The organism is Halosolutus gelatinilyticus, assembly GCF_023028105.1.
Taxonomy (GTDB): Archaea; Halobacteriota; Halobacteria; order Halobacteriales; family Natrialbaceae; genus Halosolutus; species Halosolutus gelatinilyticus.
Map to the genome: position 1 here is coordinate 3,068,703 of NZ_CP095491.1, position 24,518 is coordinate 3,093,220.

Genomic DNA, 24,518 nt, shown 5'->3' on the forward strand with positions numbered 1-24,518 from the left:
ATGTCCGGTTCTCCGACCGATCGCAGCGGAGCAGACGATACAGTTATGTTCGCGTCGTCAGAAAGCGCGAAACATGAGTCTCGTGGAGATCGACGCCGGGCTCACGCGGCGCCGGTACGAATCGCTCCTCGACGCCGCGGAAACGTATCGCGAGGCGCTGGTCGTCCGGCTCTGCGGCGAGGTCGGTCTCCGACCGCCGGAGCTGACGCGGCTGACCGTCGGCGACATCGAGCAGGTCCGAACCGATCCGCCGCGGTACTTTCTGCGGATTCCGACCGACGACGGCGATCGGACCGATCGAACCGCCTACCTGCCGACGCACGTCGAACGCGAACTGCGACGGTACGTCCGAAGTAACGGCCTCGCGGACGACGATCCGATCTTCGCCGTCACGCCGCGGCGGCTCCAGATGCTGGTGTCGGGCGTCGCCGATCGGGCGAGCGAGCGGGTCGACGACCCGTCGCTGGCCGACGTCGCCACGAACGATCTCCGGCGGTACTTCGCTCGAACGGCCCTCGTCGACCACGAGATCAATCCCCGCGCCGTCAAGGCGGCGGGCGGCTGGCGGAGCTTCGAGGCGCTCGAATCCTACCTGCCGGAGCCGTCGGACGACGAACTCGTCGACGCGTTCGCCGGCGTCGAACGGTCGAACGATCAGGGGCGGGGCCGGCCCGAGACGGCGACGGCGCACGCGATTTCCGACGACTCGCTCGTCCGATCGCTGTTCGCCGCGAGCGATCGCTGCGCGGTCGTCCGGCTGGACGAGGACGGCTACGTCGATCGGTGGAACCGGAGCGCCGCGTCGATGTTCGGGTACCGCGCGGGCGAGATCGTCGGGACGCACCTCTCGACGTTCTACACCGACGACGATCGCGATGTCCCCGAACGAACGCTCCAGCGAGCGCGCGAGAACGACGGCTACGAGGGCGACGCGTGGCTGGTTCGCGGCGACGGATCGCGGTTTCGGGCCGTCGAGACGGTGTCTCCGCTTCGCTGCGAAGACGGTCGCCACCGCGGCTACGCGCTTTTCGTCTGCGACGTCTCGACCTACCACGAACACGTCGAAGACGCCCGCTCGGCGCGCGACGAGCTCGATCGGTTGTACGCGGTCGCCCGCAGTCACAGGGACGTCACCCGCTCGTTGCTCTCGGCGGCCGATCACGAGGAGGTCGAAACGGAGACGTGCGCGGCGCTGACCGCCGCCGGCGCCTACGAGTTCGCGTGGATCGATCGGACCGTCCTCGCCGACCGGCGGCGGGAGTGGCGCGCCTCCGGCGGGATCGAACCCGGCGCCGTCGAGCCGCTCGTTCCCACGGACTGGCGCGATACCGATCCGCCGACCGACGGCGCGGACGTGGCTGTCGTGCAGGCGCCGGACGTCGCCGGGTCCGTCGACGTAGAGACAGTGTCACTCGCCCGCGTAGCGCTCTCGTACGGAGATACGGTCTACGGGACGCTCACGGTCGCGTCCGGTCGTCCGGAGGCGTTCGACGAGACCGAACGGACGTGGCTCGAAACGATCGGCCGACAGGTGGGATACGCGATCGCCGCCGTCAGACGGCGGAACCTGCTCCTGTCGGATCGGGTTCTCGAACTCGAACTCGTCTGCCGGGACGATCGCTCGTTCTTCGTCGACGCCTCGCGCCGATTCGGCTGCCGGTTCGAACTGGATTCGCTGGTCGCCGTCTCCGAGACGACCCACCTCTACTACGCCCGACTGGAAGGTGCACCGCCGAGCGAGATTTTCGACCGGGCGGCGGCCGATCCCGGCATCGAGGACTGTCGCCTGATCGAGACCTACGAGGGCGGCTGTCGCCTCGAGTTCGTCGTCGAAGGCTCGACGCCGACGCTCACGCTCACGGAGTACGGCGTGACGGTGTTGGAGGCGACGATCGAGGAGGGACGCGCGACGATCGCGGGCGAGTGTGCGGCCGACGCCGACCTCCGGACCATCGTCAACGGCGTTCGCTCGGCGTTTCCCGAGTGCGAACTGGCCGGAAAGCGCGAAACCGAACGGACGGTACAGACCGCCCAGGAGTTCCGCGAGGGGCTGAAAGATCGCCTGACCGATCGGCAGGAGGCCGCGCTTCGGGCGGCGTACTTCGGCGGCTACTACGACTGGCCGCGCGAGAGCACGGCCGAGGAGGTCGCCGACGCGATGGGGATCTCGTCGCCGACCTTGCACAATCACCTGCGAAAGGGACAACACGAGTTGCTCCGGACGTTCTTCGACGATCCGGCGAGCGGCGAGTGATCGGACGGACCGATCGGCTCGAGTCCGGACGCCCCTCGACGACTCGGTCGAGCGGCGCCGGCGCTCGCACCGCGTCGGTTCGCACACCCTAAACCTCTAGAGACAACCCCGGACGGGCGGTATTTTCCGTGGGAAATACGATCGAAATGTGTCGTCACCCGTTCCGGTTCGCCGAATCGAGAACCGTTCTGAATCCGTAACAGACTTTATTTTGTGATGTTAAACAACAATCATAATTTGTGAGGAGCCTTACGGCCGGCTCGGTTTTGTACAGCTAGATGCTGTCTTTACTACGGTTCTTGTGTATTGGTAGTGTGTATCATGTCACAGGAGAATGCCAACCTCGAAGCACGACTCGAGGAGCAGGACGCGTTCGAGCCTCCCGAGTCGTTCGTCGAGCAGGCAAACGTGACCGATCCGGGGGTATACGAGGAATTCGAAGAGAACTGGCCGGAGTGTTGGGAACGGGCCGCCGACCTCCTCTCGTGGGACGAAGAGTACGAGACCGTCCTCGAGGACGACGACGCGCCGTTCTACGAGTGGTTCACCGGCGGGACGCTGAACGCCTCGTACAACTGCCTCGATCGCCACGTCGAAGAGGGTGCCAAGAATCGTGCCGCGATCAAATGGGAGGGTGAACTGGGCGAGACCCGCACCTACACCTACGGCGACCTGCTGAACGAGGTCGAAGCGTTCGCGGCGACGTTACGCGACCTCGGCGTCGAGGAGGACGACGTCGTCACGCTCTACCTGCCGATGATTCCGGAGCTACCGATCGCGATGCTGGCGTGCGCCCGAATCGGCGCGCCACATGCGGTCGTCTTCGCCGGCTTCTCGGCGGACGCGCTGGCGACGCGGATGAACGCCGCCGAGAGCGAGTACCTGGTCACCTGCGACGGCTACTACCGCCGCGGCGACGCCCTCGACCACATCTCGAAGGCCAACGAAGGCCTCGAAAGCGTCGAGCACGACGTCTCGGACGTCGTCGTCGTCGATCGGCTGGGCGACGATCTCAGCCACTCGCTGGGCAGCAACCAGCACGACTGGGACGAACTCATGGCCGACCACGAGGGCGCGTCGGTCGAGCCGGTCTCGCGGGACGCCGAGGACATGCTGTTCCTGATGTACACGTCGGGGACGACGGGTCAGCCGAAAGGGGTGAAACACACCACCGGGGGCTATCTCGCGTACACCGCCTGGACCTCCCGTGCGGTGTTGGACATCAAACCCGAAGACACCTACTGGTGCTCGGCGGACATCGGCTGGATCACGGGCCACTCCTACATCGTCTACGGGCCGCTCGCGCTCGGGACGACCACCGTCATGTACGAGGGAACGCCCGATTATCCGGAGAAGGACCGCCTGTGGGAGATCGTCGAGGAGAACCGGGTGGACATCTTCTACACGGCGCCGACGGCGATCCGCGCGTTCATGAAGTGGGGGGCAGAGTACCCCGAACGCTGTGATCTCTCCTCGTTGCGCCTGCTCGGAACGGTCGGCGAGCCGATCAACCCGCGCGCGTGGAAGTGGTACTACAAGCACATCGGCAACGAGAAGTGTCCGATCGTCGACACCTGGTGGCAGACCGAAACCGGCGGCATGATGATCACCACGCTGCCGGGGGTCAACACGATGAAGCCCGGCTCCGCCGGCCCGCCGCTGCCGGGGATCGACGCTCGCGTCGTCGACGCCGAGGGCGAGGAGGTGTCCGGCGGCGAAGCCGGCTACGTCACGGTCAACAACCCGTGGCCGGGGATGCTGCGGACGCTGTACAACAACGACGATCGGTTCCTCTCGGAGTACTGGGCGGAGTACTCCGACGAGGACGCAGACGAATGGGTCTACTTCCCCGAAGACGGCGCCAAGTTGGACGACGACGGCTACATCACCATCCTGGGTCGGGTCGACGACGTGATCAACGTCTCCGGCCACCGTCTGGGAACGATGGAGATCGAGTCGGCCGTCGTCGGCGTCGAAGGGATCGCCGAAGCCGCCGTCGTCGGCGGCGAACACGAGGTCAAGGGCGAAGCGGTATACGTCTACGCGATCCCCGAAGACGGATACGAAGACCAGGACGACCTCGACGAGCGGGCCAGCGAGGCGATCGACACTTCGATCGGCCCGATCGCCCGGCCCGAAGAGGTGATCTTCACGCCCGAACTGCCGAAGACGCGATCCGGGAAGATCATGCGCCGCCTGCTGGAGGACATCGCGAGCGGGAACGAACTCGGCGACACTTCGACGCTCCGTAATCCGGAGATCGTCGACGAGATCGCCGATCAGGTCGAGGCCGAGTAATCGTCCTCAACTTATATGTAGGATACACACGGAAACGAACTATCACGGTTCAAAATATGGCAGACAATACCACTCAGAATCCGCGGGACGAATCGAACGAACTCCAGACGGACGGTGGCGTGGCGTCATCGGCCGCCCAGGAGCACAGAAACACCGACTATCTCAACCGGGAGGTGAACATTCTGAAGCCGAGCACGCCGTTCATGCGCGACCACCTTCGGGTGGTCTGGACGGGCTTCGTCATCTGGGTGCTCATCGTGTTCGGGCCGGTGACGGCGACGTACCTGGCGACCGACGCGATGACGACCCAGATGCCGCTGATTGGCTTCCCGTGGCACTACTTCCTCGTCGCGTTCGGCGCGCCGACCGGCGCGCTGATCCTGTCGTTCTGGTACTCGCGAAAGCGTGACGCGCTCGACGCGAAGTACGGTATCGACCACGCGACCATCGAAGAGACCGACCGCGGCACCGAGGCCGCGGCCACCGATGGAGGTGCCGACGAATGACGGGGGTTCCGGTCGTCCCGCTGCAGGAGAGCCTCCTGCCCGACGCGCTCAACATCTCGTTCAAGACGGTTCCGGCCATCCTGGTGCTGGGGATGCTCGGACTCTTCCTCGCCATCGGGTACATGTTCCGCGTGGCCGACACCGAGGACATGTGGGTCGCCGGCCGCTCCATCGGGAACGTCGAGAACGGGATGGCCATCGGCGCCAACTGGATGTCGGCCGCGTCGTACCTCGGCATGGCGGCGTCGATCGCGCTGGCCGGGTTTTACGGGCTGGTGTTCGTCGTCGGCTGGACGACGGGATATTTCATACTGCTCATCTTCATGGCCGCGCAGCTGCGCCGGTTCGGGAAGTACACGGCGCCCGACTTCGTCGGCGACCGCTTCAACTCCGACACGGCGCGGGCGATCGCGGCGGTCACGACGTTCCTCATCGGGTTCGTCTACGCGATCGGCCAGGCGAAGGGGATGGCGCTCGTCGGCCTGTACATCTTCGGCGACTACGGCGGCCTCATCCCCGGCCTGGACGGCTACCAGATGATGGTCATCTTCATGATGACGATCACCGTGGGCTACCTGACGCTGTCGGGCATGCTGGGCGCGACGAAGAACCAGGCCGTCCAGTACGTCATCCTCATCGTGGCGTTCCTGGCCGGCCTGTTCGTCGTCGGCTACGTCAACGGCTACTCGACGGTGCTCCCGCAGATCCAGTACGGCGCGCTGATCAACGACCTCAGCGCCGAGTTCTCCGAACCGTTCACCCACTCGAGTTACTACCTGTGGATCGCGACCACGTTCTCGCTCATCGTCGGCACCTGCGGCCTGCCGCACGTGCTGGTCCGGTTCTACACGGTCGAAAGCGAGCGGACGGCCCGCTGGTCGACCGTCTGGGGGCTGTTCTTCATCTGCCTCCTGTACTGGAGCGCGCCGGCGTTCGCGGCGTTCGGGACCTCCCTCTACAGCCAGGACATCGGACCGGCGTACGGCGACCCCGGCATGAGCAGCGCCGCCAGCGAGGTCATCGTCGTGCTGGCGGCCCAGTTGTCCGAACTGCCCCAATGGTTCGTCGGACTGGTCGGGGCCGGCGGTATCGCCGCGGCGATCGCGACGGTCGCCGGGCTGTTCATCGCCGGCTCGTCGGCCATCAGCCACGACATCTACACGAACATCATCAACGAGGACGCGACCCAGCGCGAGCAGATCCTCGTCGGCCGCCTGAGCATCCTGGTGCTCGGCGCCATCACGACGCTTGCGGCGCTCAACCCCGCGTCGTCGATCGCCGCGCTCGTCGGGTACGCGTTCGCGCTGGCCGGAACCGTGCTGTTCCCGATGTTCTTCATCGGGATGTGGTGGGAGAACGCCAACCGCCAGGGCGCCCTCGCGGGCATGACCACCGGGCTTGTCCTCTGGTCGATCCCGATGATCAACGAGATCGTTCCGACGTACATCTCGTCCCTCGAGGCGCCGCTGTCGGCTGGACTGGCACAGTGGATGCCGGCGATCGGCTCGGCACTCGTTTCCCTGCCGATCGTCTTCGCGGTCACGATCATCGTCTCGCTCGTGACCACCGAGCCGCCGATGGAGACCAAGCGGATCGTCCGGCAGTGTCACAGCCCCGAACCGATGGGCCAGCACAAGACCGCCGAAGACGTCGTCGCAACCGACGGGGGCCAGACCCCCGCGGACGACTGATCCATGTACGAACAAATACTCGTTCCGACGGACGGCAGCGAAACCGCCGAGATGGCGATCGAACACGCGCTCGACATCGCCGAGAAGTACGGGGCGACGGTCCACGCGCTGTACGTCGTCGACACCGACTCGATGAGCCTCAGCCTCGGCGTCGAACAGGTCGACCGCATCCGACAAGGCCACTACGGCGAGATGGGGGAAGTGCGAGAACGCGCCGAGGCCGCGACGAACGTCGTCGCCGAGCGGGGCCGCGAGCGCGGCCTCGAGGTCGTCGAGCACGTCTCCGCCGGGAGACCGCACGCGCTCATCGAGGACTACGCCGCGGACAACGACATCGACCTCATCGTGATGGGGTCCCACGGCCGCTCCGGCATCAGCCGGGCGCTGCTCGGGAGCGTCACCGAACGGACGCTCCGATCGACGACGGTTCCGGTCCTCGTCGTCGACGCGCGAGCGGACGACCGCGACTAACCGAATCGGATCAACCGAAGTTTTTTCGACGCGACGCCGATCAGCGCCGCCCCCGTCGATCGGCCTACTCCTGCGTTTCCTTCGCTACCTTGAGGCTCGTGAAGAAGCCGAAGTACGCGACGACGCCGGCGACCATGAGCATGTAGTACGCCCACGTCGGGCCGTCGACCAGCCTGAAGAATAAGTCAACGGTCGTCACCCAGACGATCGCGAACACCAAGTCGGCGAGGATCCCCCAGCGCTCTTCGCGGGCGGTTTCGAGCCGCTCGCGGATTCCGGTCATCGATCACTCACCCGCCAAACCCCGGTTTCAGCCATGGAGTACGAGTTTTTCCGGCTCCTGAAAAAGCCTATCGGCGTTCGGGGGACGGGAACCGCGGCGCCGACTGCGAGGGCGTCGTCGCTTACTCCAGGAGGAGCACGCACGGGAGGGTATCGGGGTACAGAACGCGAAGAAGCGTGTACGAAACTCCGGAGATCCCGCCGAAAAACGACGGGTTGACGGCCGATCGCGAGTGGCCGGTCAGGGAGAACGAACCCGCGCGTTCCCGACGCGGAAGACACCGTCCCAGGAATTCGGTTGCGACGTCGCCGTCACAGCGTCCGCGGTTCGAACCGACGAGTAGCGCCTCGACTCGACCGAAGTTCCCACAGTACAGGTTGTCAAGCGGCGATCGCTCCGAACGAGCGGTCGCACCGAGCGCAGCGGTCGCCGCCTCGAGGTACCTCGGCGCCCCGAGCCGCTCGGCGACGCCGATCCACGAAAGCGCGATCCCGCTTCGGCCGCAACACCAGCCCTCGCCGTCCCAGTCCGCGTGACGTGATTGCGGTGCGACCACCGACGCCGACGTCGCCGGATCCGTCGCACGGACGTCGCGCACCGGCTCGGCGTACCGCGGTTCTCCCGCTACCGCGGCGAGTCTGACCAGCGCGTACGCGATTCCGGCGGACCCGCGTGCGAACCCCGCAGTCCGTCGCGTTCCGCCGGCCGGTCCCCGGACTCGATTGCTACCGTCGGTCACCCGTTCGAGGAGACGGTCGCCGCACAGGAGCGCCCTCTCGAGGACGGTCGCGTCGCCGAACCGTTCGTAACACGCGAGCAGTGCCAGCAACGTCCCGGCGTATCCCGCCATCACGCCGGCCGTGCCGTCGGCCCCGAGCCGGTCTTCGGATACCGAACCCGCCGCGTCGATCGCGGCCCGCCGGAACCGGTCCTCGTCGAGGAGGTCCGCGACCGCCGAGAGACCGTAGATCGTCGATCCGATCCCCCTCGGTCCGCCGAGATCGACCGGTCCCCGTGGCGGAGATGGGCGATCGAGCGACGGTTCGAAGATCTCCGTAACGAGTTGTCGATACCGGCGTCGTCCGGTCGCGCGGTACAGCGCCGCCGCGGTCAGCGCGATTCCGGCGGTCCCGCAATAGAGGGAATCGTCCGAAAGGACCAGCCGGGTCGTCCCGGCGCGCGTGGGATCGACGAACGTCCACGCGGGACCCGCGGGCGTCTCGACGGCCGACTCGAGCACGTCGTCGAACGCCTCGACGGCCGCCGTGCGAAGCCGATCGTCGGTCGCGTCGACTGCCGTCGGCGGTGGATCCGTTTCCGTCCCCGAATCCCCGTAACACTCCCGAAGTATCCCGATCTGGCGACGTCTGTCGTCGTCGCTCATGGTCTCGAGGCGGCGACGACACCGTTCGTATCCCGATTCGTCCGCGGCGACGCCGAGATCGGTCCCCCGGTGCTCTACCGCCCGCCGGTCGATGCACGACGTAAACCGCGGAACGTCCAGCCGACGGAGTTCCGCCCGTTCTGCCGCGTACAACGGCCAGTACTCGTCGGTCTCGATGCTGCCGTCGAAGAACGGGACCGCGAGCCCCTCCATTTCGACCGTCGTCCGAACGCCGTCCCGCAGCGACTCTCGTCCGCCCATCCGCCGAAGCGCGGCCGTGTACCGGTGAGTCGGCCGGTACACGAGCCGGTTTTCGACCCCGGCGATCAGCTCCGCCGGCGCAATTTCCGAACGGAAGCGTCCGTCGGCATGCAGCGTCGCGATCGTCCGGTAGGTTTCGTCGAATCCGCGAACGAAGGCGTTGAGATGATCGGCCGGCGGTTCGTCGTCCCCATCGACGGTGGGCGTGTTGGTCGTTGCATCCCTCGTTACCGGCTCGAAGGTAACCGACATCACGTCGGTGTTCACCGCCTCGATGACCGGACGAGTCCGGACCGACAACCGGGTCGCCCCGCTCCGACTTCCGAGGCCGGCGAGCACCCTCGCTTTCTGTTCCCTCGGACTCAACTGCCCGTGGCGATCGCTGTCGCGCCCGGAACCGGCGCCGGTAGCGGTTCGGAAGTCGACGCCGTCGAAGTCGTCCGGAACGCCGGCGTCGACCGGCACCAGCGCCGTGAGGAACACGGACTCGTCGAGCGTCCTCCCGATGCCGGTTCGTATATTCTTCCCGGTCGGCTCGACGTACGGGTGAAAGACCGTCTCCGCGTCGACGATCGTCGGATGTTCGCCGGCGGCGATGACGTTCTCGAACTGCACGTCGATGAACTCGAGGACGTATCCCAGACACACGAGCGCCCCGGCGCGCTCGTAGTACCGTTCGACCGCGGCATCGTCGGCCGGATCGCGATACTCGATCGCCTCCATCCAGCCGTATCCGTCTCGCGGGACGTACGTCGGAGAATCGAACGAGGGTATCGAGAGATGCTCATCGAGCCGATCGAGAATCTCGTAGAACGCGATCCCCGCATCGACCGGGCGCGGCTTGTAGACGACGTCGGACCCGGAAAACGAGACGCGGATCGGGATGCGCCCGTTCGAGTGCGTTTCTCGGCCGAGCGGCCGAAGCGATTCGACGGCGCCGACGGCACCGAAGCGATCGCGCAGGATTCGACGATCGGCCCGTATTCGCCGAGAGACCTCGAGGACGGCGTCCGTCCAGTCCCAGACGAGTCGGACCAGGTGTCTGGCGAGAACCGGATACTCGAGACAGAGATCGGCGAACCCGCCGTCGAACGCCGACTCGACGAACCGTTCGTAGTACGTCGTCGGGGGATCGGCGTACGCGTCCGGCTCCGCCCGCGCGCGGTCCGGATCGCGTCGGGCCACGCGGCTTTTGAACTCGACGTACAGCGGCCGGACGCAAAGCCGTTCGAGCCTGCGGAGAAGCCACTCGACCATCGGATCGAGCGCGTCCCCCGAAACCGCGGCCTCGGGAACGCGTTCTCGCGCGAACTCGGCGATCGGGACGAGCAGGTCGACGAACGGGAGATCGTCGACTCGGACTGCCGACTGCTCCTCCGGCGACCACGCCTCGACGTATCCGATCAGCGCCTCGAGCGCGTCGATCCAGTCGGGGAGCGGTTCGTCGGCGGGAAAGCGTGTCGCGGCCGCGTGTTCGCGGACCAGTTCTTCGGAGAGTCCGTCCCGGGACAGCCGGTTTCGGAACGCTTCGTCGTCAGGGAATCGCGCGTTCCACGCGTCGACGATCTGGTCGGGATCGATCGGCGGGGCGTCGCCTCGAACGTTCGTCGGGCCCTCGATCCGTTCGAAGAGTGTGCGTGCACGGCCAACGATTTCGCGCCGCTGTTCGTCGGTAAACACGGAAGTCATCGTCTCATGTATCGGAAAAGATGCAGTTCGTTCTCGGTGCGGTTCCCGCTGATCGGCGACGCCCCGAGCCGTCGATTCTCGAGGGACCGAAATCGACCACCCGTTACGGGCACGTACACCAGATCGGGCAACTGGACTCCGACGAATCGTCGGCCACGAATTCCGCGTCGTACGCCTGTTTGTCGATCGAGTCGTCAACGACGTGGTTTCTCATACCGGACATGGCGTTCGTCCGTATGTAACGATCAATGATAAAATTTTTGCGGGTTCGCAGTATCTAATACAACCAAATAGACATATGCTGTAAGTGAGGAAGGTCTCGGAAAACACGCGCTTCAGCGCCTATAGCCGTCCGTCAGTGGCGTCGAATCGCTCGGTTCCGGACACGACCGATCGACGGGCGAGTCGGGTCGTAACGCAGACGAGGGCGGACGAGCGGGGCGGCGCCGCTGCGAAGGCTCGCGAGTTCAGCGCGGGGGCAGTCAGTCCCAGTAGTCGACGTCGTCGTCGATCCGATAGTATCCCTCCAGCGATCGCTCGTCACGACCCCCGGGCGGTGACCCGACGTAGACGCCGAACTTCTCCGTCTCGGGATAGACGGTGACGTCGGGATCGTTCATCGTCGACACCATCAGGTACCGAAGCGGCTCCTCGCCGTCGCTGACGATCCGATGCCCGCCGCGCTCGCCCGCCGAAAAGACTGCGAAATCTCCCGCCTCGATCGGTTTCTCGCCGTCAGCAACGCGGAGCAGCCCGGATCCGGAGAGGACGAACAGGGCCTCTGCGTTGGCCGCGTGGTAGTGGTACGGCCACGACTTCGACCCCGGCGGCAGTTCGTAGAGGCTGCAGCCGAGGTCGGTCGCGTCGACCGCGTTCGAGAGATGTTTGCGGCGGAATTCGACCTCGCCGTCGGTTTCGTCGCGATCGTACCCGATCCAGTCGAGGTCCGATTCGTTGACCGTGTCCATACGCTCACAGGAACGGCCGGTAACGAATAGTCACCGGTGGCAGCGCGCCGACCCCGTCGACGGCCGATCGGGTCGTCGAGCGGAACGAGCGGCAGACGCCGCTCGCGACGCGGGAGAAACGAAACCCCCTAACCTCCCGGTCCAGTGGGTTCGGTCATGCAGGAGTACCCCGAAATCGTCGTCCTTCGCCTCGGCCACCGGCCAGGCCGGGACGAGCGGATGACGACCCACGTCGGGTTGACCGCGCGGGCGCTCGGGGCCGATCGGGTCGTCTTCCCCGACAACGCCGGCCAGTCCCGCGACACCGTCGCGGACATCACTGATCGGTTCGGCGGTCCCTTCGACGTCGAACTCACCGACTCGCCGCGAGCGACGATCCGCGGCTGGGAGGGCCAGGTCGTCCACCTCACGATGTACGGCGAGCGCGTCCAGGACGTCGAGACCGAGATCAGATCGGCCTTCACCGGGGGCGAACCGCTCTTGCTGATCGTCGGCGCGGAGAAGGTCCCCTTCGACGTCTACGAGGAGGCCGACTGGAACGTCGGCGTGACGAACCAGCCCCACTCCGAGGTCGCCGGCCTCGCCGTCTTCCTCGATCGGCTCTTCGAGGGTCGGGAACTCGATCGGGACTGGGCGGACGCCGATCGACGCGTAATCCCGATGGAGACCGGTAAACGGGTCGAACCGGCCGACTCGGAGCCCGACTCGGCGTAGCGGACCGCCGACACGTCGGCGGCTGGACGCGATCGAACTCCGTCGCAGTGATGGTCCGTAACGTATTTGCACCCGGTGAGGAAATCCACGGCAGGAATGTCACGCGAGGGATCACCGTGCGCGTCGTAATCGTCGGTGCCGGCGAGGTCGGTCGGACGATCGCGACGAACCTCGAGGACTCACACGACGTCGTCATCGTCGACTGCGACAGCAGCACAGTCGATGATCTGACGTACTCGCTGGACGTCCTCGCGATCGAAGGCGACGGGACGAACGTCGACTGGCTTCTGGAGGCGGGCGTCGACTCCGCCGGACTGGTCATCGCCTGCACGGACGACGACGAGACGAATCTCGTCACCTGCGGCGCCGCGAAGACCGTCAGCGACGCGTTCACCATCGCTCGCGTCAAGCGCCGACCGTTGCTCGAGACGTGGCAGGGATCCCAGGGCGCGTTCGGCGTCGACTTCATGGTCTGTACGGACCTACTGACCGCGCAGACGATCTTTCGAATCTCCGGGCTCCGCGCCGCCCAGGACGTCGAGATGTTCGCCGGCGGCCTCGTGCGAATGGCGGAGTTCGATATCGATCCGGGGAGTCCGGTGGCGGACCTGTCGGTCCGCGATGCCGATCGGTACGACTCGCTCACGTTCGCCGGCATCTTCCGCGACGGCGACATGATCGTCGCGACCGGCGACACCGTGATCCGCGCGGACGACAAGGTCGTCGTGATCGGTAGCCCCGACTCCGTCAAGGGGTTCGCGGACGACATCGTCACGTCGAAGGCGAACGGCTCGAAGGAGGTCGTTATCGTCGGCGCCAGCGAGATCGGCTTCCAGGTCGCCAGACTGTTCGAGGAGCACGGCAACCGGCCGCGGCTGATCGAACGAGATCACGACCGCGCCCGCGAGGTCGCCGAGAAACTGCCGAACACGCTGGTGATGGAAAGCGACGCGACCGACGCGGAATTTCTCGCCCGGGAGCACATCGACGAGGCCGACATCGTCATCGCCGCGCTCGACAGCGACGAGAAGAACCTGCTCGTGTCGCTGCTGGCCCGCCGCCTCGGCGTCGATCGGACGGTCGCCGTCATCGAACACCCCGAGTACGCCGACGTCTTCGAGACCGTCGGGATCGACGTCGCGGTCAACCCGCGCGAGGAGACCGCCGAGGAGATCGTTCGGTTCACCCGCGCCGACCACACGGAGAAGGTCGCGATGCTCGAACACGATCGGGCGGAGGTGATCGAGATCGAGGCGACCGCCGACAGCATCCTCACGGGTCGACCGATCGCCGAGTTCACGGCCGACCTGCCGGACGGCGTCGTCATCGGGGCGATCTCCCGCGGCGGCGACCTCGTGACCCCGCGCGGGACGACGGTCGTCAAGCCCGGCGACCACGTCGTCCTCTTCGTCGACGCGGAGGTCCTCGACGCCGTTATTAACGACATCTGACCGGGGGTGACCGTCCGCGGACCGGACGCGTCGCGTCCGGACTCCTCGACGACGACGTGCTGCTCGTCTCCATCGAACGCGACCACCAAATGCTCACGCCGACCGACGCTCGAAGCGTTCGAATCCGATCGATAACGGGCCGCTCCGAAACGTTCGCTTCGCGTTCGGCCTCACCTGCGGGTCGCCGACCGCTCGAGGATCCGCATCATCGCCCAGATCACCCACAGGAAGACGAGCACGATGAAGACGAGCATCTCGACCCGAACGACCGTGCCGTGCCAGAGCCGAAGGATGGCGGCCATGATCGTGATCGAGACCACCACGATACCGAAAACGTCGTAGAACGTCCGCGGCGACCGAAGGCTGGGGGCGCGTACGTTCATTACCATGTGACTCGTACGCGGCCGGCACGGATATACGTTCCATCGTCCCATGCCGAGACGGCCGCGTCCTGTCGGCCGTCGCGCGGGCGATCGATCGAACGCCCCCTCCGTCCGATCCGGACGATCGGCGGCGCCGATCGCCAATCACGATGGTTTAATATCTCGTCCCTTTGAGAACCGCTATAGCGTGATCGCGAACGAGTGGACGGCGACGTCGGACGGGGCGGAGGGGGTTGAGTGAGCGTTCGAATCGACTGGCGCGCGAGCCTCGCGCTCACCGGGACCGTTCTGAAGTACCTCGCGCTGACGATGTTCGTCCCGCTGGCCGTCGCGCTTATCTATCGGGAACACATCCTCGAATTCGCTGCGACGATCGTCCTCACCGTCGCGATCGGCTACGGGCTGGAACGGCTCGACCCCGATCCCGACCTCCAGCCGCGGGAGGCGCTGTTGCTCGTTGCGATCTCGTGGCTCGCCGTGGCGATCGTCGGGGCGATCCCGTACGTTCTCGCCGGCTACGGACCGGGATCGCAATCGGCCCTCGCACACCCAGTGAACGCGCTCTTCGAGTCGATGTCCGGGTTCACGACCACCGGGGCGACGGTGATGGGCGACATCTCGTTCGAGCGCCACTCCCACGCGATCCTCATGTGGCGACAACTCACCCAGTGGCTCGGCGGGATGGGGATCATCGTGCTGATGATCGCGATCCTCCCTGAACTCGCCGTCAACGGGGCTCAGCTCATCCGCGCCGAGGCTCCAGGGCCGGAACTCCAGAAACTCACGCCGAAGATCGCCGAGACGGCGCGGATCCTCTGGCTGGTCTACTTCGGCTTCACCGTCGTCTACATCGCGATCCTTTACGGGCTCCAGTTGGTCGGGCTCGCGGAGAACATGACGTTCTACAACGCGGTCGCCCACGGGTTCACGACCCTGCCGACGGGTGGATTCTCTCCGGAAGCCAACAGCATCGCGGCGTTCGTCCCCATCGTCCAGTGGGTCGTCATCCCCTTCATGGCGATTGCGGGGACGAACTTCGCACTGTTTTGGTTTCTGCTCCGCGGCGAACCGCTTCGGTTCATCCGAAACACCGAGTTTCGTGCCTACGCGGGCGCGATAGCCGTTCTGACGGCGATCACCGGCGCGCTCCTCTACGGCGGGGCGGCGCCGGCGCTGGGCGATCTCGGCGGGTCGACCGAGGGAACGATCGAACCGGCGCTCAGGCAGGCCACGTTCCAGATCGTGTCGCTGCTGAACTCCACGGGGTACGCGACGAGCGACTTTGCGGAGTGGGACGCGAACACCCAGATCGTCCTCCTGTTCGCGATGTTCGTCGGCGGCAGCGCGGGTTCGACCGGCGGCGGCATCAAGGTCATCCGCTGGCTGATCATCCTGAAGTTCGCCCACCGGGAGCTGTTCACCGCCGCCCACCCCGAGGCCGTCCGGCCGATCAGGCTCGGCGGCTACGTCGTCGACGAGGACGCCGTCCGCGGCGTCCTCGGCTTCTCGTTCATCTACGTTATCATCTTCGGCGTCTCCGCCGTCCTGATCGCGCTGGACGCTTCTCGCACCGGGCAGATCGAATTGACCGCACTGGACGCGATCAGCGCGAGCATCGCGACGCTCGGGAACATCGGCCCGGGATTCGGCCCGATCGGGCCGTTCGGAAGCTACAACGGCTTTCCGATGACCTCGAAACTCCTGATGGTCTTTCTCATGTGGATTGGCCGTCTCGAAATCATCCCCGCGCTCGTCCTGCTCACTGGCGCGTTCTGGAACCGCTAAGTCGGCCGTTTCCGATCGACGCGCACGAACGGCTCGTCGTCGGTGGCGATCGTAATTCACCAGCGCGGCCCGCGTCGTCGCGCGCGGAGCAGTTGACAAGACTTAATGGCCGGATGCCGCTATAGCTAGGTAATGGCTTTTGAGGACCTGCTCGAGGATCCAGTCATCCAGAAGTACTTGCACGAGCTGGTCGGTCCCAAGGGGATGCCCGTCGCGGCGGCGCCGCCGGACGGGGAAGTAACCGACGAGGAACTCGCCGAGGAACTCGACCTCGAATTGAACGACGTGCGTCGGGCGCTGTTCATTCTCTACGAGAACGATCTCGCCACGTACCGCCGGCTGCGCGACGAGGACTCGGGGTGGCTGACCTACCTCTGGACCTTCGAGTACGACAATATCCCGGAGAACTTAGAAGAGGAGATGTACCGCCTCCACGATGCCCTGGAGGACCGCCGCGAGTACGAGCGCAACCACGAGTTCTACCTCTGCGAGATCTGTTCGATCCGATTCGAGTTCGGCGAGGCGATGGACTTCGGCTTCGAGTGTCCGGAGTGCGGTTCGCCGCTCGAATCGATGGACAACGATCGGCTCGTCAACGCGATGGACGAGCGCCTCGACGCGCTCGAAGACGAACTCAACCTAGACGCGGGAACCTGATGGTCGTCCTCGCAACCAAACTGTACGTCGACGGCGACGCCCGCGACCGGGCGCTCGACTCGCTGCGGTCGCTCGTCGGCAACGAGATCGGCGATCTCGACGTCAGCTACGAGGTCGGCCTCCGTCACGACGACTTCCCGTCGGTGACGATCGAGGGCGACGACGCCGTCGTCGCGCGAAACGTCCTGCGGGAGGAGTTCGGCGAGATCGTCCCCGACCTCGAACCCGACGAGACCTACGTCGGGACGTTCGAGTCCTGGGACGACGAGGGCTTCGTCCTCGACGCCGGGCAGGGTGACGGCATTCGAATTCCAGCGGACGAACTCGGTCTCGGGCCCGGGTCGCCGGCGCAGATCCGCGAACGGTACGGGCTCGTCCAGCACGTGCCGCTGCGATTCGTCTACGGGGGCGCGGCCGACGGCGGCGACGGGCCGTCCCGGCTCGCCGACGAGGAGATCGATCGGCTCTACGAGTGGTCCCGCGGCCCCGGCCGACTGAACGTCAACAGCGCGACGCGGGCCGAAGTGCGGGCCACGCTCAACCGCGCCGGCCACGCCCAAGACTACGTCACCGTCGAGCGACTCGGCCTGCTCGAACAGAGCGTGATCTGTACCGACGACACCGATCCGCCCGGACTGCTGGCGAGCGTCGGCGAGTACCTGCCGGCCGAACTGCGCTGTGTCGTCTCCTAACATGAATCGGCGGCGCGTTCTCGCGATCGTCGCGGTCGCACTGCTCGCCACGACAGCCGGCTGCTCGACGATCTTCGGTGGGATCTCCGACGAAGAGCTGGATCGTGATGCGGAGTACGGCGATCTCAGGGACAGCGACGCCGACGTCGCGATCGACATCAAGGGCGGCGGGCTGATCGGGGACGGCGAGTTCCGCGCAGTGTACGATCTCAACGGCACCGACAAACTCTCGCTGTACCGGTCGTCGTTCTACCGGGACGAAGCGCTCGATATCCACGGCGTCCGCTACTGGTACCCCAACGGAACGGAACTGACCGGCTCGGAGCTCGACGTCGACCAGGGTCGATCGAGCACCGAGGTGCGGGTCCCGGACGGGAACGGGACGCTCGCGTTCTCCGGAAACGCCGGCAGCAAGACGTTTCGCCTCCCCGCTTACGTCGACGGCTCGTACGAAGTGACGCTCCCTAAGGGCCATCGCACCTCGAACTTCCTGTTCGGCGACGTCAACCCGGGCGGCTACGAGCGGGAGATCGTCGACGGCGATCGGGAACGGCTGACGTGGGAGAACGTGGACAGCACGATCTCGATCCGATTCTACCACAGCCGAGACATACTGCTGTTCGCCGGCCTCGTGGGAGCGGTGGTCCTCCTCGGCGGCGTCGGGGTCGGATACTACTATCGACAGATGCAACGCCTTCGGGAGCAGCGTGAGGAACTGGGTCTCGACGTCGACGTCGAAGACGATTCGGACCGCGGACCGCCGCCGGGTCTGCGGTGACATGGACCGGTACCGGAGCCGCGGGACGCGGGCCGCGATCGGCGCGGTGACGACGTCGATCGACGGCCGATCGCGGCGCGTTCTCAGCCCTCCTATCCAGGGAGAATAAACATTTCGAACGGCGGACTCGAACGGAGTCGTATCGGTGCACCGCGAAGCGCGGACTATCAACGCGCCGGACGATCTCGGGAGTCAACGTTTTATTGATGGAATGTGATACTCGAACAGGAACATGGCCCCGGATCTGCCCGAAAAACTTCTCGGAATAGATATCGACGGTGCGGAGGACCAGCAACGAGGGGAGTCGGACGGGGCGGACGACGAGGAAGCACACAGGTGGTTCGTCGTCGTCGGTCTCGGCGAGCACAAACTCGCGCTTCCGGTCGACGAGATCAAGACGATTACGGAGATTCCGGAGTCGTTGACCCGGGTCCCGCGATCGCCGCCCGCGATCGAGGGCGTGACGGATCTCCGGGGCGAGATCACCGTCGTCATCGATCCTCGGGTCCACTTTCCTACGACCGAGGAGCGAGCGGGACGCGAACGACTGCTCGTCTTCGATCGTCCCACCGACCAGCAATCGGCGGCGATCTGGATCGACGAAGTCGTCGACGTCGAGGGCGTTCCGGAGCGGAACGTGGTCGACGAGTCGACCGTCGCCGATCGGGACTTTTCCGGGGAGGTCCTCGAGCATCCGCTCGTCGAAGCGATCGTCGAACTGGAGCACACACCGGCGCTCGAGGTCGGGAGCGCGGTCGCCACGGAGCGGGGGTCGGACGAGCCGGCGAATTTCGGCACCGGGGCTCGAGTCGGATCGGGAGGATCGACGGCGCTGTCGTCGTTCGGCGGAGCGTCGAGGACCGGGATCGGGAACGCGATGGGCGAACCGTTCGAGATCGATGCACCGGACGACGAGGCCGCCGAGGCGGAGTCCGACTCGACGGACGAATCGCCCGCCGAGGAGATCGTCGTCGAGGTGATCCCCCTGATCGACGTCGACACGCTCCTGCTCGCTTCCGGTCAAGGGGCCTGACCCCCGCGGAAACGGCAGTTCGGAAGCGACGGGTTGACCCGGTTCTCGGGCCAGTATTCGACGGTTCTCACTACTGATAATCGAGAGACAGCATTTATGGTAGTTGTATTTCTATCAGCGTTTGGTGTACTACTGAATGTCGACAGGGGTGCTCATCGTGGACGACTCACATTTTATGCGGAATCTACTGCGTCAGATTTTAGAGCAGGATTACCGCATCCTCGGAGAGGCGTCCAACGGCGCTGAAGCAGTCAAATTGTACAAAGAATACGATCCCGATATCGTAATGATGGATATCGTGATGCCGAAGTGTAACGGCATCAAGGCCACCGCGGCGATCAAGAAACTCGATCCGGACGCGCGCGTCATCATGTGTACGAGCGTCGGACAGCGGGAGAAGATGAAACTCGCCGTGAAGGCTGGCGCTGACGGGTACGTAACGAAGCCGTTCGAAGAACCTAGCGTCAGGAAGGCCCTCTCAGACGTCGTTGCGGCATGACGCGAGTACTCGTTGTCGACGACTCGCGGTTTATGCGGACAGTCATCGACAACGCGCTCACAGACGCCGGATACGACGTCGAAACGGCACCGAACGGCTCCCGGGCGATCGACGCCGTCGCGACGGACGCTCCCGACGTCGTGACGATGGACGTGGAGATGCCCGAAATCGACGGTATCGAGGCGGTCGAGCGGATCATGGCGGCGGATCCGACGCCGATCCTTATGCTCAGCGCATACACCGAAGCCGGAGCCGAAGCGACCCTCGACGCGCTCGAGCGGGGCGCGGTCGACTTCCTGCACAAACCCGACCCGAAAAGCGCCGACGCGGGGGCGCGGAACATCGGTCACCTCGCGACGGAGGTCGTAGAGAAGGTCGACGCCCTCGCCGACGCGGACGTCTCCTCGATGGCGCTCGCTCGGACGACGGCGAGCGCCCAGGCGACCCGGCCGGGAACCCGGAGCGACGCTCCGGCGGCGGCCCGACCCGTGGCCGACCCGTCCGGCGGCTCGGTCGAGGTAGCCGGATCGTCGTCCCGCGTCGATCCGGTGTCGATCGACGGGACGCCGACCGTCGTCGTCGGCGCGTCGACCGGCGGGCCGAAGATCGTCGAACACCTGTTCACGCGGTTACCGGCGGCGCTGGAGGCCAGGGTTCTGGTCGTCCAGCACATGCCCGAGGGGTTCACCGCTCGGTTCGCCGACCGCCTCGACTCGCTCAGCGAGTACGACGTCCGGGAAGCGACGGACGGCGGTCGACTCGACGCCGGGGAAGCCGTGGTCGCCGCGGGCGATCGTCACCTCGAAGTGGCGAGAACCGTCGGCGGAACGCTGCGCCTCCGCCTCGACGACGGCGAACGGATCCACGGCGTCAGGCCGGCGATCGACGTCACCATGCGAAGTGCTGCCGAGTGGGTCGACGATCCGCTCTGCGGCGTCGTGTTGACCGGAATGGGGCGCGACGGCGCGGCCGGGATCGAGGCGATTAGCGACGCGGGCGGGCACACCATCGCACAGGACGAAGCGACGAGTCCGGTCTTTGGCATCCCCTGTCAGGCGATCCAGACGGGTTGTGTCGACGACATCGCGCCCGCGGGCGAGATCGCCGCCGAAATCGTCGACGCGTTCAGGACGGACGGTGAGACAGATGAGTGACTATCTGACCGATTTCGTACAGGAGAGCAACGAACAAATCACGGAGTTGAACAACGCTCTGCTAACGCTCGAGCAAGCGCCCGACGACGACGACGCGATGGAGAACATCTTCCGGATCGCCCACACCCTCAAGGGCAACTGCGGGGCGATGGGTCTCGAACCGGCAAGCGACCTCGCCCACGCGATCGAGGACGTACTCGACGCCGTCCGGTCCGGCGACCTCGACGCGACGTCGGACTTAATGGACGTCATCTTCGACGCCGTCGACGAACTCGAGACGATGTTCGAGGAGGTCGAAGCGTCGGGCGAGATCGACGCCGATCCGTCGGAGACGATCCAGGCGCTCCGCAGCCGACTCGACGAGCCGCGGCGAGTGCCGTCGACCGACCCACCCACGGACGACGAGATCCGGCGACTGGTCTCGCAGTTCGACCCGCCGGCGGAGGACGAACACGACGCCTACCTCGCGCGTCTCGCGATCACGCCGGACGAATCGGTTAACAACGGAATCCTCGTCGTCAAGGCCCTGATCGACGCCTTCGAACTCCTCGGAACCGATCCGCCGCGCGAGAGTGTCGAAGACGAGACCTACGGCGGCAGCTTCGACGCCGTCTTTGGCAGCGCGGTCGGCGAAGCCGCGATCGAGTCGGGGCTGAAGCCCGTCGACGAGGTCGCCGCGTTCGAACTCGTCAACGTGACGGAGGCGTTCGAAGCCGCCGAGGTCGACGCGGACGCGGCCAAGCACGCCGAGGCCGATCGCGCGGATCCGGGCGACGGACTCTCCACCGACGACGCGCAGGATCTCGACGTCGACGAGTTACTCGACGAGTTCGACGAGTTCGACAACTTGGACGAGAAGGTCGAAGAGTTCGACGACGACGACCTCGCACCGTTCGAAGACATGGGCGACGCCGGGTCGTTCGACGACCTCTTCGACGACGAGGAACGCGACGACGGGCCGATCGAGTCGGACGCCGCGATCGAGGCTGCGGACGCGACGGACGAGGCCGCCGGTTCGGCGCCGGACGACGCCGATGACGAAGTCGACGACGCCAGCGCGGTCTTCCAGGAACTCAAAAACGAGGTCGAGATGGTCGGCTTCGACGAGCTCCAGGACGAACTCGAGGAACTCGAGTTCGAGGAGTTCGACGACGAAGAGGAGATCGGCATGGACGAACTCCTCGGCGACGACGTCGAGGACGGCTCGTTCCTCGATCGCAACGCCGTCGAGACCGATGCCGATGCGCTGTTCGAAGTCGACGACGCGGACGAATCGGTTCCGGAAGCCGATGGTGCGGACGCGACCGACGACGCGGTTGTGGCCGACGACGCGGCGGTAGCCGAAGACGTGCCACCGGCGGACGACGCGGACGAGTCTGGGGTGGAAGCCGGCAAGATCGACGAATCGATAGCAGAAGCCGGCGACGCGGACGAATCCACTGCGGAAGCCGACGGTGCGGACGGGTCGACGGTGAAAACCGAAGCGGACGAGCCGATCGAGACGGCGGCAGATCTCGACGACGGGGACGACGATTTGGACGTCGAGCCCGAGCCCACGGACGCGGGTGTCGGTGTCGAAGCCGACGGCGACGCGGAAACCGAATCCGACGCCGGGACCGCGGTCGAGTTCGACGAGTCGATCGACCAAGATGCCGACTCGATCGCCGACGAGCCTGCGGACGCCGCGGCGATCGACGAGGACGAGCCGTCGTCGAGCGACGTCGACGGCGAAGACGAGACGGTGACGGCCGATCTCGAGGCCGATCGCGAACGGCCCGACGAACCGGTGACCGATACCGAGTCGGTCACACCGGAGGCGTCCGAGACGGCGTCGATCGAGTCGGACGCCGGCGGAGATCTCGATCCGGATACGGACGAGGCGAGCGCCGAAGCGGACGACATCGCTCGACGCGACTCGTTCACCCTCGATGACACCGAGGCGACCGATTCCTTCAACGACGTGTTCGGCGATGAGACCTTCGAGGACGAGGCCTTCGACGATGATTCGTTCGACGACGATTCGTTTGAAGATGAGACGTTCGCGGACGACGCGTTCGACGATGATTCGTTCGGCGACGAGGCATTCGCTGACGAGACGTTCGAAGACGGTTCGTTCGACGACGAGACCTTCGACGACGATTCGTTCGAGGAGGACGCGTTCGCTGATGAGGCCTTTGGAGACGAGACCTTCGACGAGGACGCGTTCGACGACGAGGCGATCGCGACGGCTGCGGCGGAGTTCGACGCGGCCGGCGACGGCGACTCGGCGGACGCCTCGTTCGGTGACGAGAGAGCCGACGACGGCTCGGACGGTGACGAAGACGGCGTCGTCCGGATCGTCGACGAGCCGGAGATTGAGATCCCGGACATTATCGTTCCAGAGACGTCCGAACGGCCGGACGCGGAGCAGCAGGCCGACGAGGTCCAGTCGGTCCGGGTCGACGTCGAGCAGATCGATTCGCTGCTCACCCTCGTCGAGGGGCTGGTTACGAGCCGCGTTCGACTTCGCCACGCGGTCGATTCGGGCGAGGATCTGCAGACGATCGCGAGCGAACTCGATGACCTGGAGGATCTGACGACGGAACTCCAGGAGACGGTGACCGACGTCCGCCTCGTCCCCCTGAATACGGTCACGAACCGGCTGCCCCGGGTCGTCCGCGACATCGCGCGCGACCAGGACAAGGAGATCGAGTTCGAGATGACCGGCGGGGAGGTCGAACTCGACCGGAGTATCTTGGACCGGATCGGCGATCCACTCATCCACCTGGTTCGCAACGCCGTCGACCACGGCGTCGAACTGCCGGAAGCGCGAGAAGCGGCCGACAAGCCCCGCGAGGGAACCGTCGCCGTCACGGCCGATCGATCCCGCGATCGCGTTCGGATCACCGTCTCCGACGACGGAGGCGGACTGGACCCCGAGCGCCTGCGGAACGAGGCCGTCGAAGCCGACGTCCTCGACGAGGTGGAGGCAGCCGAACTCGCCGACGAGGATACCTACGACCTCATCTTCCATCCCGGATTGTCGACGGCCGACGAGGTGACGGACGTCAGCGGCCGCGGCGTCGGAATGGACGTCGTCAAGCGGACGATCGAGGACCTCGAAGGGACCGTCGAGATCGAAAGCGAACCCGGCGCGGGAACGACGGTGACAATGACCCTGCCGGTGACGGTCGCGATCGACGACATTCTCTTCCTCGAGTGCGGCGGTGAGGAGTTCGGCGTGCCGACCAAGGCCGTCGACGACATCGGCGCCGCCACGACCGTCGAGACCGTCGACGGGAGTACCGTCTTCCGGGACGAAGACGGCGAGTATCCGGTGATCCACCTGGACGAGGCGCTCGAGACGCCGGCTCCGGGCGCCAACGGCGACGGGATGATCGTTCGGATCCGAGACGAGGTCCGGCCGGTCGTGTTACACTGCGACGAGGTGTACGGTCAACAGGAAGTCGTCGTCAAACCCTTCGAGGGCTTCATGAGCGACATTCCCGGGCTCAGCGGCGCGACCGTTCGCGGCCGGGGCGAGGTCGTCAACATTCTGGACGTGACCACACTATGAACGAACGCGAA

Annotated in this window: 19 protein-coding genes; 15 read left to right on the top strand and 4 right to left on the bottom strand. The window is 65.8% G+C overall.

What is annotated here, in order from left to right:
- Positions 1–73 precede the first annotated feature (73 nt).
- The 5 genes from MUH00_RS15090 (at position 74) to MUH00_RS15110 (ending at position 7,220) form a co-directional block, all read left to right on the top strand.
- Positions 74–2,254, top strand: a complete 2,181-nt coding sequence (locus MUH00_RS15090; RefSeq protein ID WP_246999941.1) for a bacterio-opsin activator domain-containing protein — start codon at positions 74–76, stop codon at positions 2,252–2,254.
- Positions 2,255–2,575: 321 nt separating this feature from the next.
- Entirely contained in the window at positions 2,576–4,552 is a 1,977-nt protein-coding gene (acs, locus tag MUH00_RS15095; RefSeq protein WP_246999942.1) for an acetate--CoA ligase, read from the top strand.
- A 56-nt stretch (positions 4,553–4,608) separates the two neighbouring features.
- On the top strand, positions 4,609–5,058 hold the full coding sequence (locus tag MUH00_RS15100) for a DUF4212 domain-containing protein (protein WP_246999943.1): 450 nt from the start codon (positions 4,609–4,611) through the stop codon (positions 5,056–5,058).
- Positions 5,055–6,749 carry a VC_2705 family sodium/solute symporter gene (locus MUH00_RS15105; RefSeq protein WP_246999944.1) on the top strand — a complete coding sequence of 565 codons (1,695 nt, stop codon included), beginning with the start codon at positions 5,055–5,057 and terminating at the stop codon, positions 6,747–6,749. The genes MUH00_RS15100 and MUH00_RS15105 overlap by 4 nt, the downstream gene beginning before the upstream one ends.
- 3 nt (positions 6,750–6,752) lie before the next feature.
- Positions 6,753–7,220 (top strand): universal stress protein, encoded by a 468-nt coding sequence (locus MUH00_RS15110; RefSeq protein WP_246999946.1) that lies wholly within the window; start codon positions 6,753–6,755, stop codon positions 7,218–7,220.
- A gap of 64 nt (positions 7,221–7,284) precedes the next feature.
- Here the strand turns inward: MUH00_RS15110 and MUH00_RS15115 are convergent, their stop codons facing one another.
- The 3 genes from MUH00_RS15115 to MUH00_RS15125 all read right to left on the bottom strand — a co-directional run bounded on the left by MUH00_RS15115 (position 7,285) and on the right by MUH00_RS15125 (position 11,805).
- Positions 7,285–7,503 carry a DUF8119 family protein gene (locus tag MUH00_RS15115; protein ID WP_246999954.1) on the bottom strand — a complete coding sequence of 73 codons (219 nt, stop codon included), beginning with the start codon at positions 7,501–7,503 and terminating at the stop codon, positions 7,285–7,287.
- Between the two features lie 121 nt (positions 7,504–7,624).
- On the bottom strand, positions 7,625–10,837 hold the full coding sequence (locus MUH00_RS15120) for a type 2 lanthipeptide synthetase LanM family protein (RefSeq protein ID WP_246999959.1): 3,213 nt from the start codon (positions 10,835–10,837) through the stop codon (positions 7,625–7,627).
- A gap of 482 nt (positions 10,838–11,319) precedes the next feature.
- Positions 11,320–11,805: a cupin domain-containing protein gene (locus tag MUH00_RS15125; protein WP_246999960.1), complete on the bottom strand. Its 486-nt coding sequence runs from the start codon at positions 11,803–11,805 to the stop codon at positions 11,320–11,322.
- Positions 11,806–11,961: 156 nt separating this feature from the next.
- Between MUH00_RS15125 and MUH00_RS15130 the strand changes: the two genes are divergently transcribed.
- Together MUH00_RS15130 and trkA are read left to right on the top strand one after the other, a co-directional pair.
- Positions 11,962–12,519, top strand: a complete 558-nt coding sequence (locus MUH00_RS15130; RefSeq protein ID WP_246999961.1) for a tRNA (cytidine(56)-2'-O)-methyltransferase — start codon at positions 11,962–11,964, stop codon at positions 12,517–12,519.
- 116 nt (positions 12,520–12,635) lie between these two features.
- A complete protein-coding gene (gene trkA / locus MUH00_RS15135; RefSeq protein WP_246999962.1) occupies positions 12,636–13,970 on the top strand; it encodes a Trk system potassium transporter TrkA in 1,335 nt (444 codons plus the stop codon).
- Positions 13,971–14,140: 170 nt separating this feature from the next.
- Here trkA and MUH00_RS15140 read toward each other — a convergent pair whose 3' ends face one another.
- A complete protein-coding gene (locus tag MUH00_RS15140) occupies positions 14,141–14,359 on the bottom strand; it encodes a hypothetical protein (RefSeq protein WP_321576071.1) in 219 nt (72 codons plus the stop codon).
- A 231-nt stretch (positions 14,360–14,590) separates the two neighbouring features.
- Between MUH00_RS15140 and MUH00_RS15145 the strand changes: the two genes are divergently transcribed.
- From MUH00_RS15145 to MUH00_RS15180, 8 genes are all read left to right on the top strand, one after another.
- On the top strand, positions 14,591–16,138 hold the full coding sequence (locus MUH00_RS15145) for a TrkH family potassium uptake protein (protein WP_246999963.1): 1,548 nt from the start codon (positions 14,591–14,593) through the stop codon (positions 16,136–16,138).
- Positions 16,139–16,270: 132 nt separating this feature from the next.
- Positions 16,271–16,795 (top strand): transcription factor, encoded by a 525-nt coding sequence (locus MUH00_RS15150; protein WP_246999965.1) that lies wholly within the window; start codon positions 16,271–16,273, stop codon positions 16,793–16,795.
- The gene (locus MUH00_RS15155; RefSeq protein WP_246999967.1) at positions 16,795–17,487 is read left to right on the top strand and encodes a DUF2110 family protein; all 693 of its coding nucleotides are present in this window, start codon (positions 16,795–16,797) and stop codon (positions 17,485–17,487) included. Before MUH00_RS15150 ends, MUH00_RS15155 begins: the two co-directional genes overlap by 1 nt.
- A 1-nt stretch (position 17,488) precedes the next feature.
- A complete protein-coding gene (locus MUH00_RS15160) occupies positions 17,489–18,265 on the top strand; it encodes a DUF5803 family protein (RefSeq protein WP_246999969.1) in 777 nt (258 codons plus the stop codon).
- Between the two features lie 232 nt (positions 18,266–18,497).
- Positions 18,498–19,298, top strand: a complete 801-nt coding sequence (locus MUH00_RS15165; protein WP_246999971.1) for a chemotaxis protein CheW — start codon at positions 18,498–18,500, stop codon at positions 19,296–19,298.
- A gap of 136 nt (positions 19,299–19,434) precedes the next feature.
- Positions 19,435–19,797, top strand: coding sequence for a chemotaxis protein CheY (cheY, locus tag MUH00_RS15170; protein ID WP_246999973.1), 363 nt, complete (start codon positions 19,435–19,437; stop codon positions 19,795–19,797).
- Positions 19,794–20,951, top strand: coding sequence for a chemotaxis-specific protein-glutamate methyltransferase CheB (cheB, locus tag MUH00_RS15175; RefSeq protein ID WP_246999974.1), 1,158 nt, complete (start codon positions 19,794–19,796; stop codon positions 20,949–20,951). Before cheY ends, cheB begins: the two co-directional genes overlap by 4 nt.
- Positions 20,944–24,507, top strand: a complete 3,564-nt coding sequence (locus MUH00_RS15180; RefSeq protein WP_246999976.1) for an ATP-binding protein — start codon at positions 20,944–20,946, stop codon at positions 24,505–24,507. Before cheB ends, MUH00_RS15180 begins: the two co-directional genes overlap by 8 nt.
- The last annotated feature ends 11 nt before the right edge of the window (positions 24,508–24,518 follow it).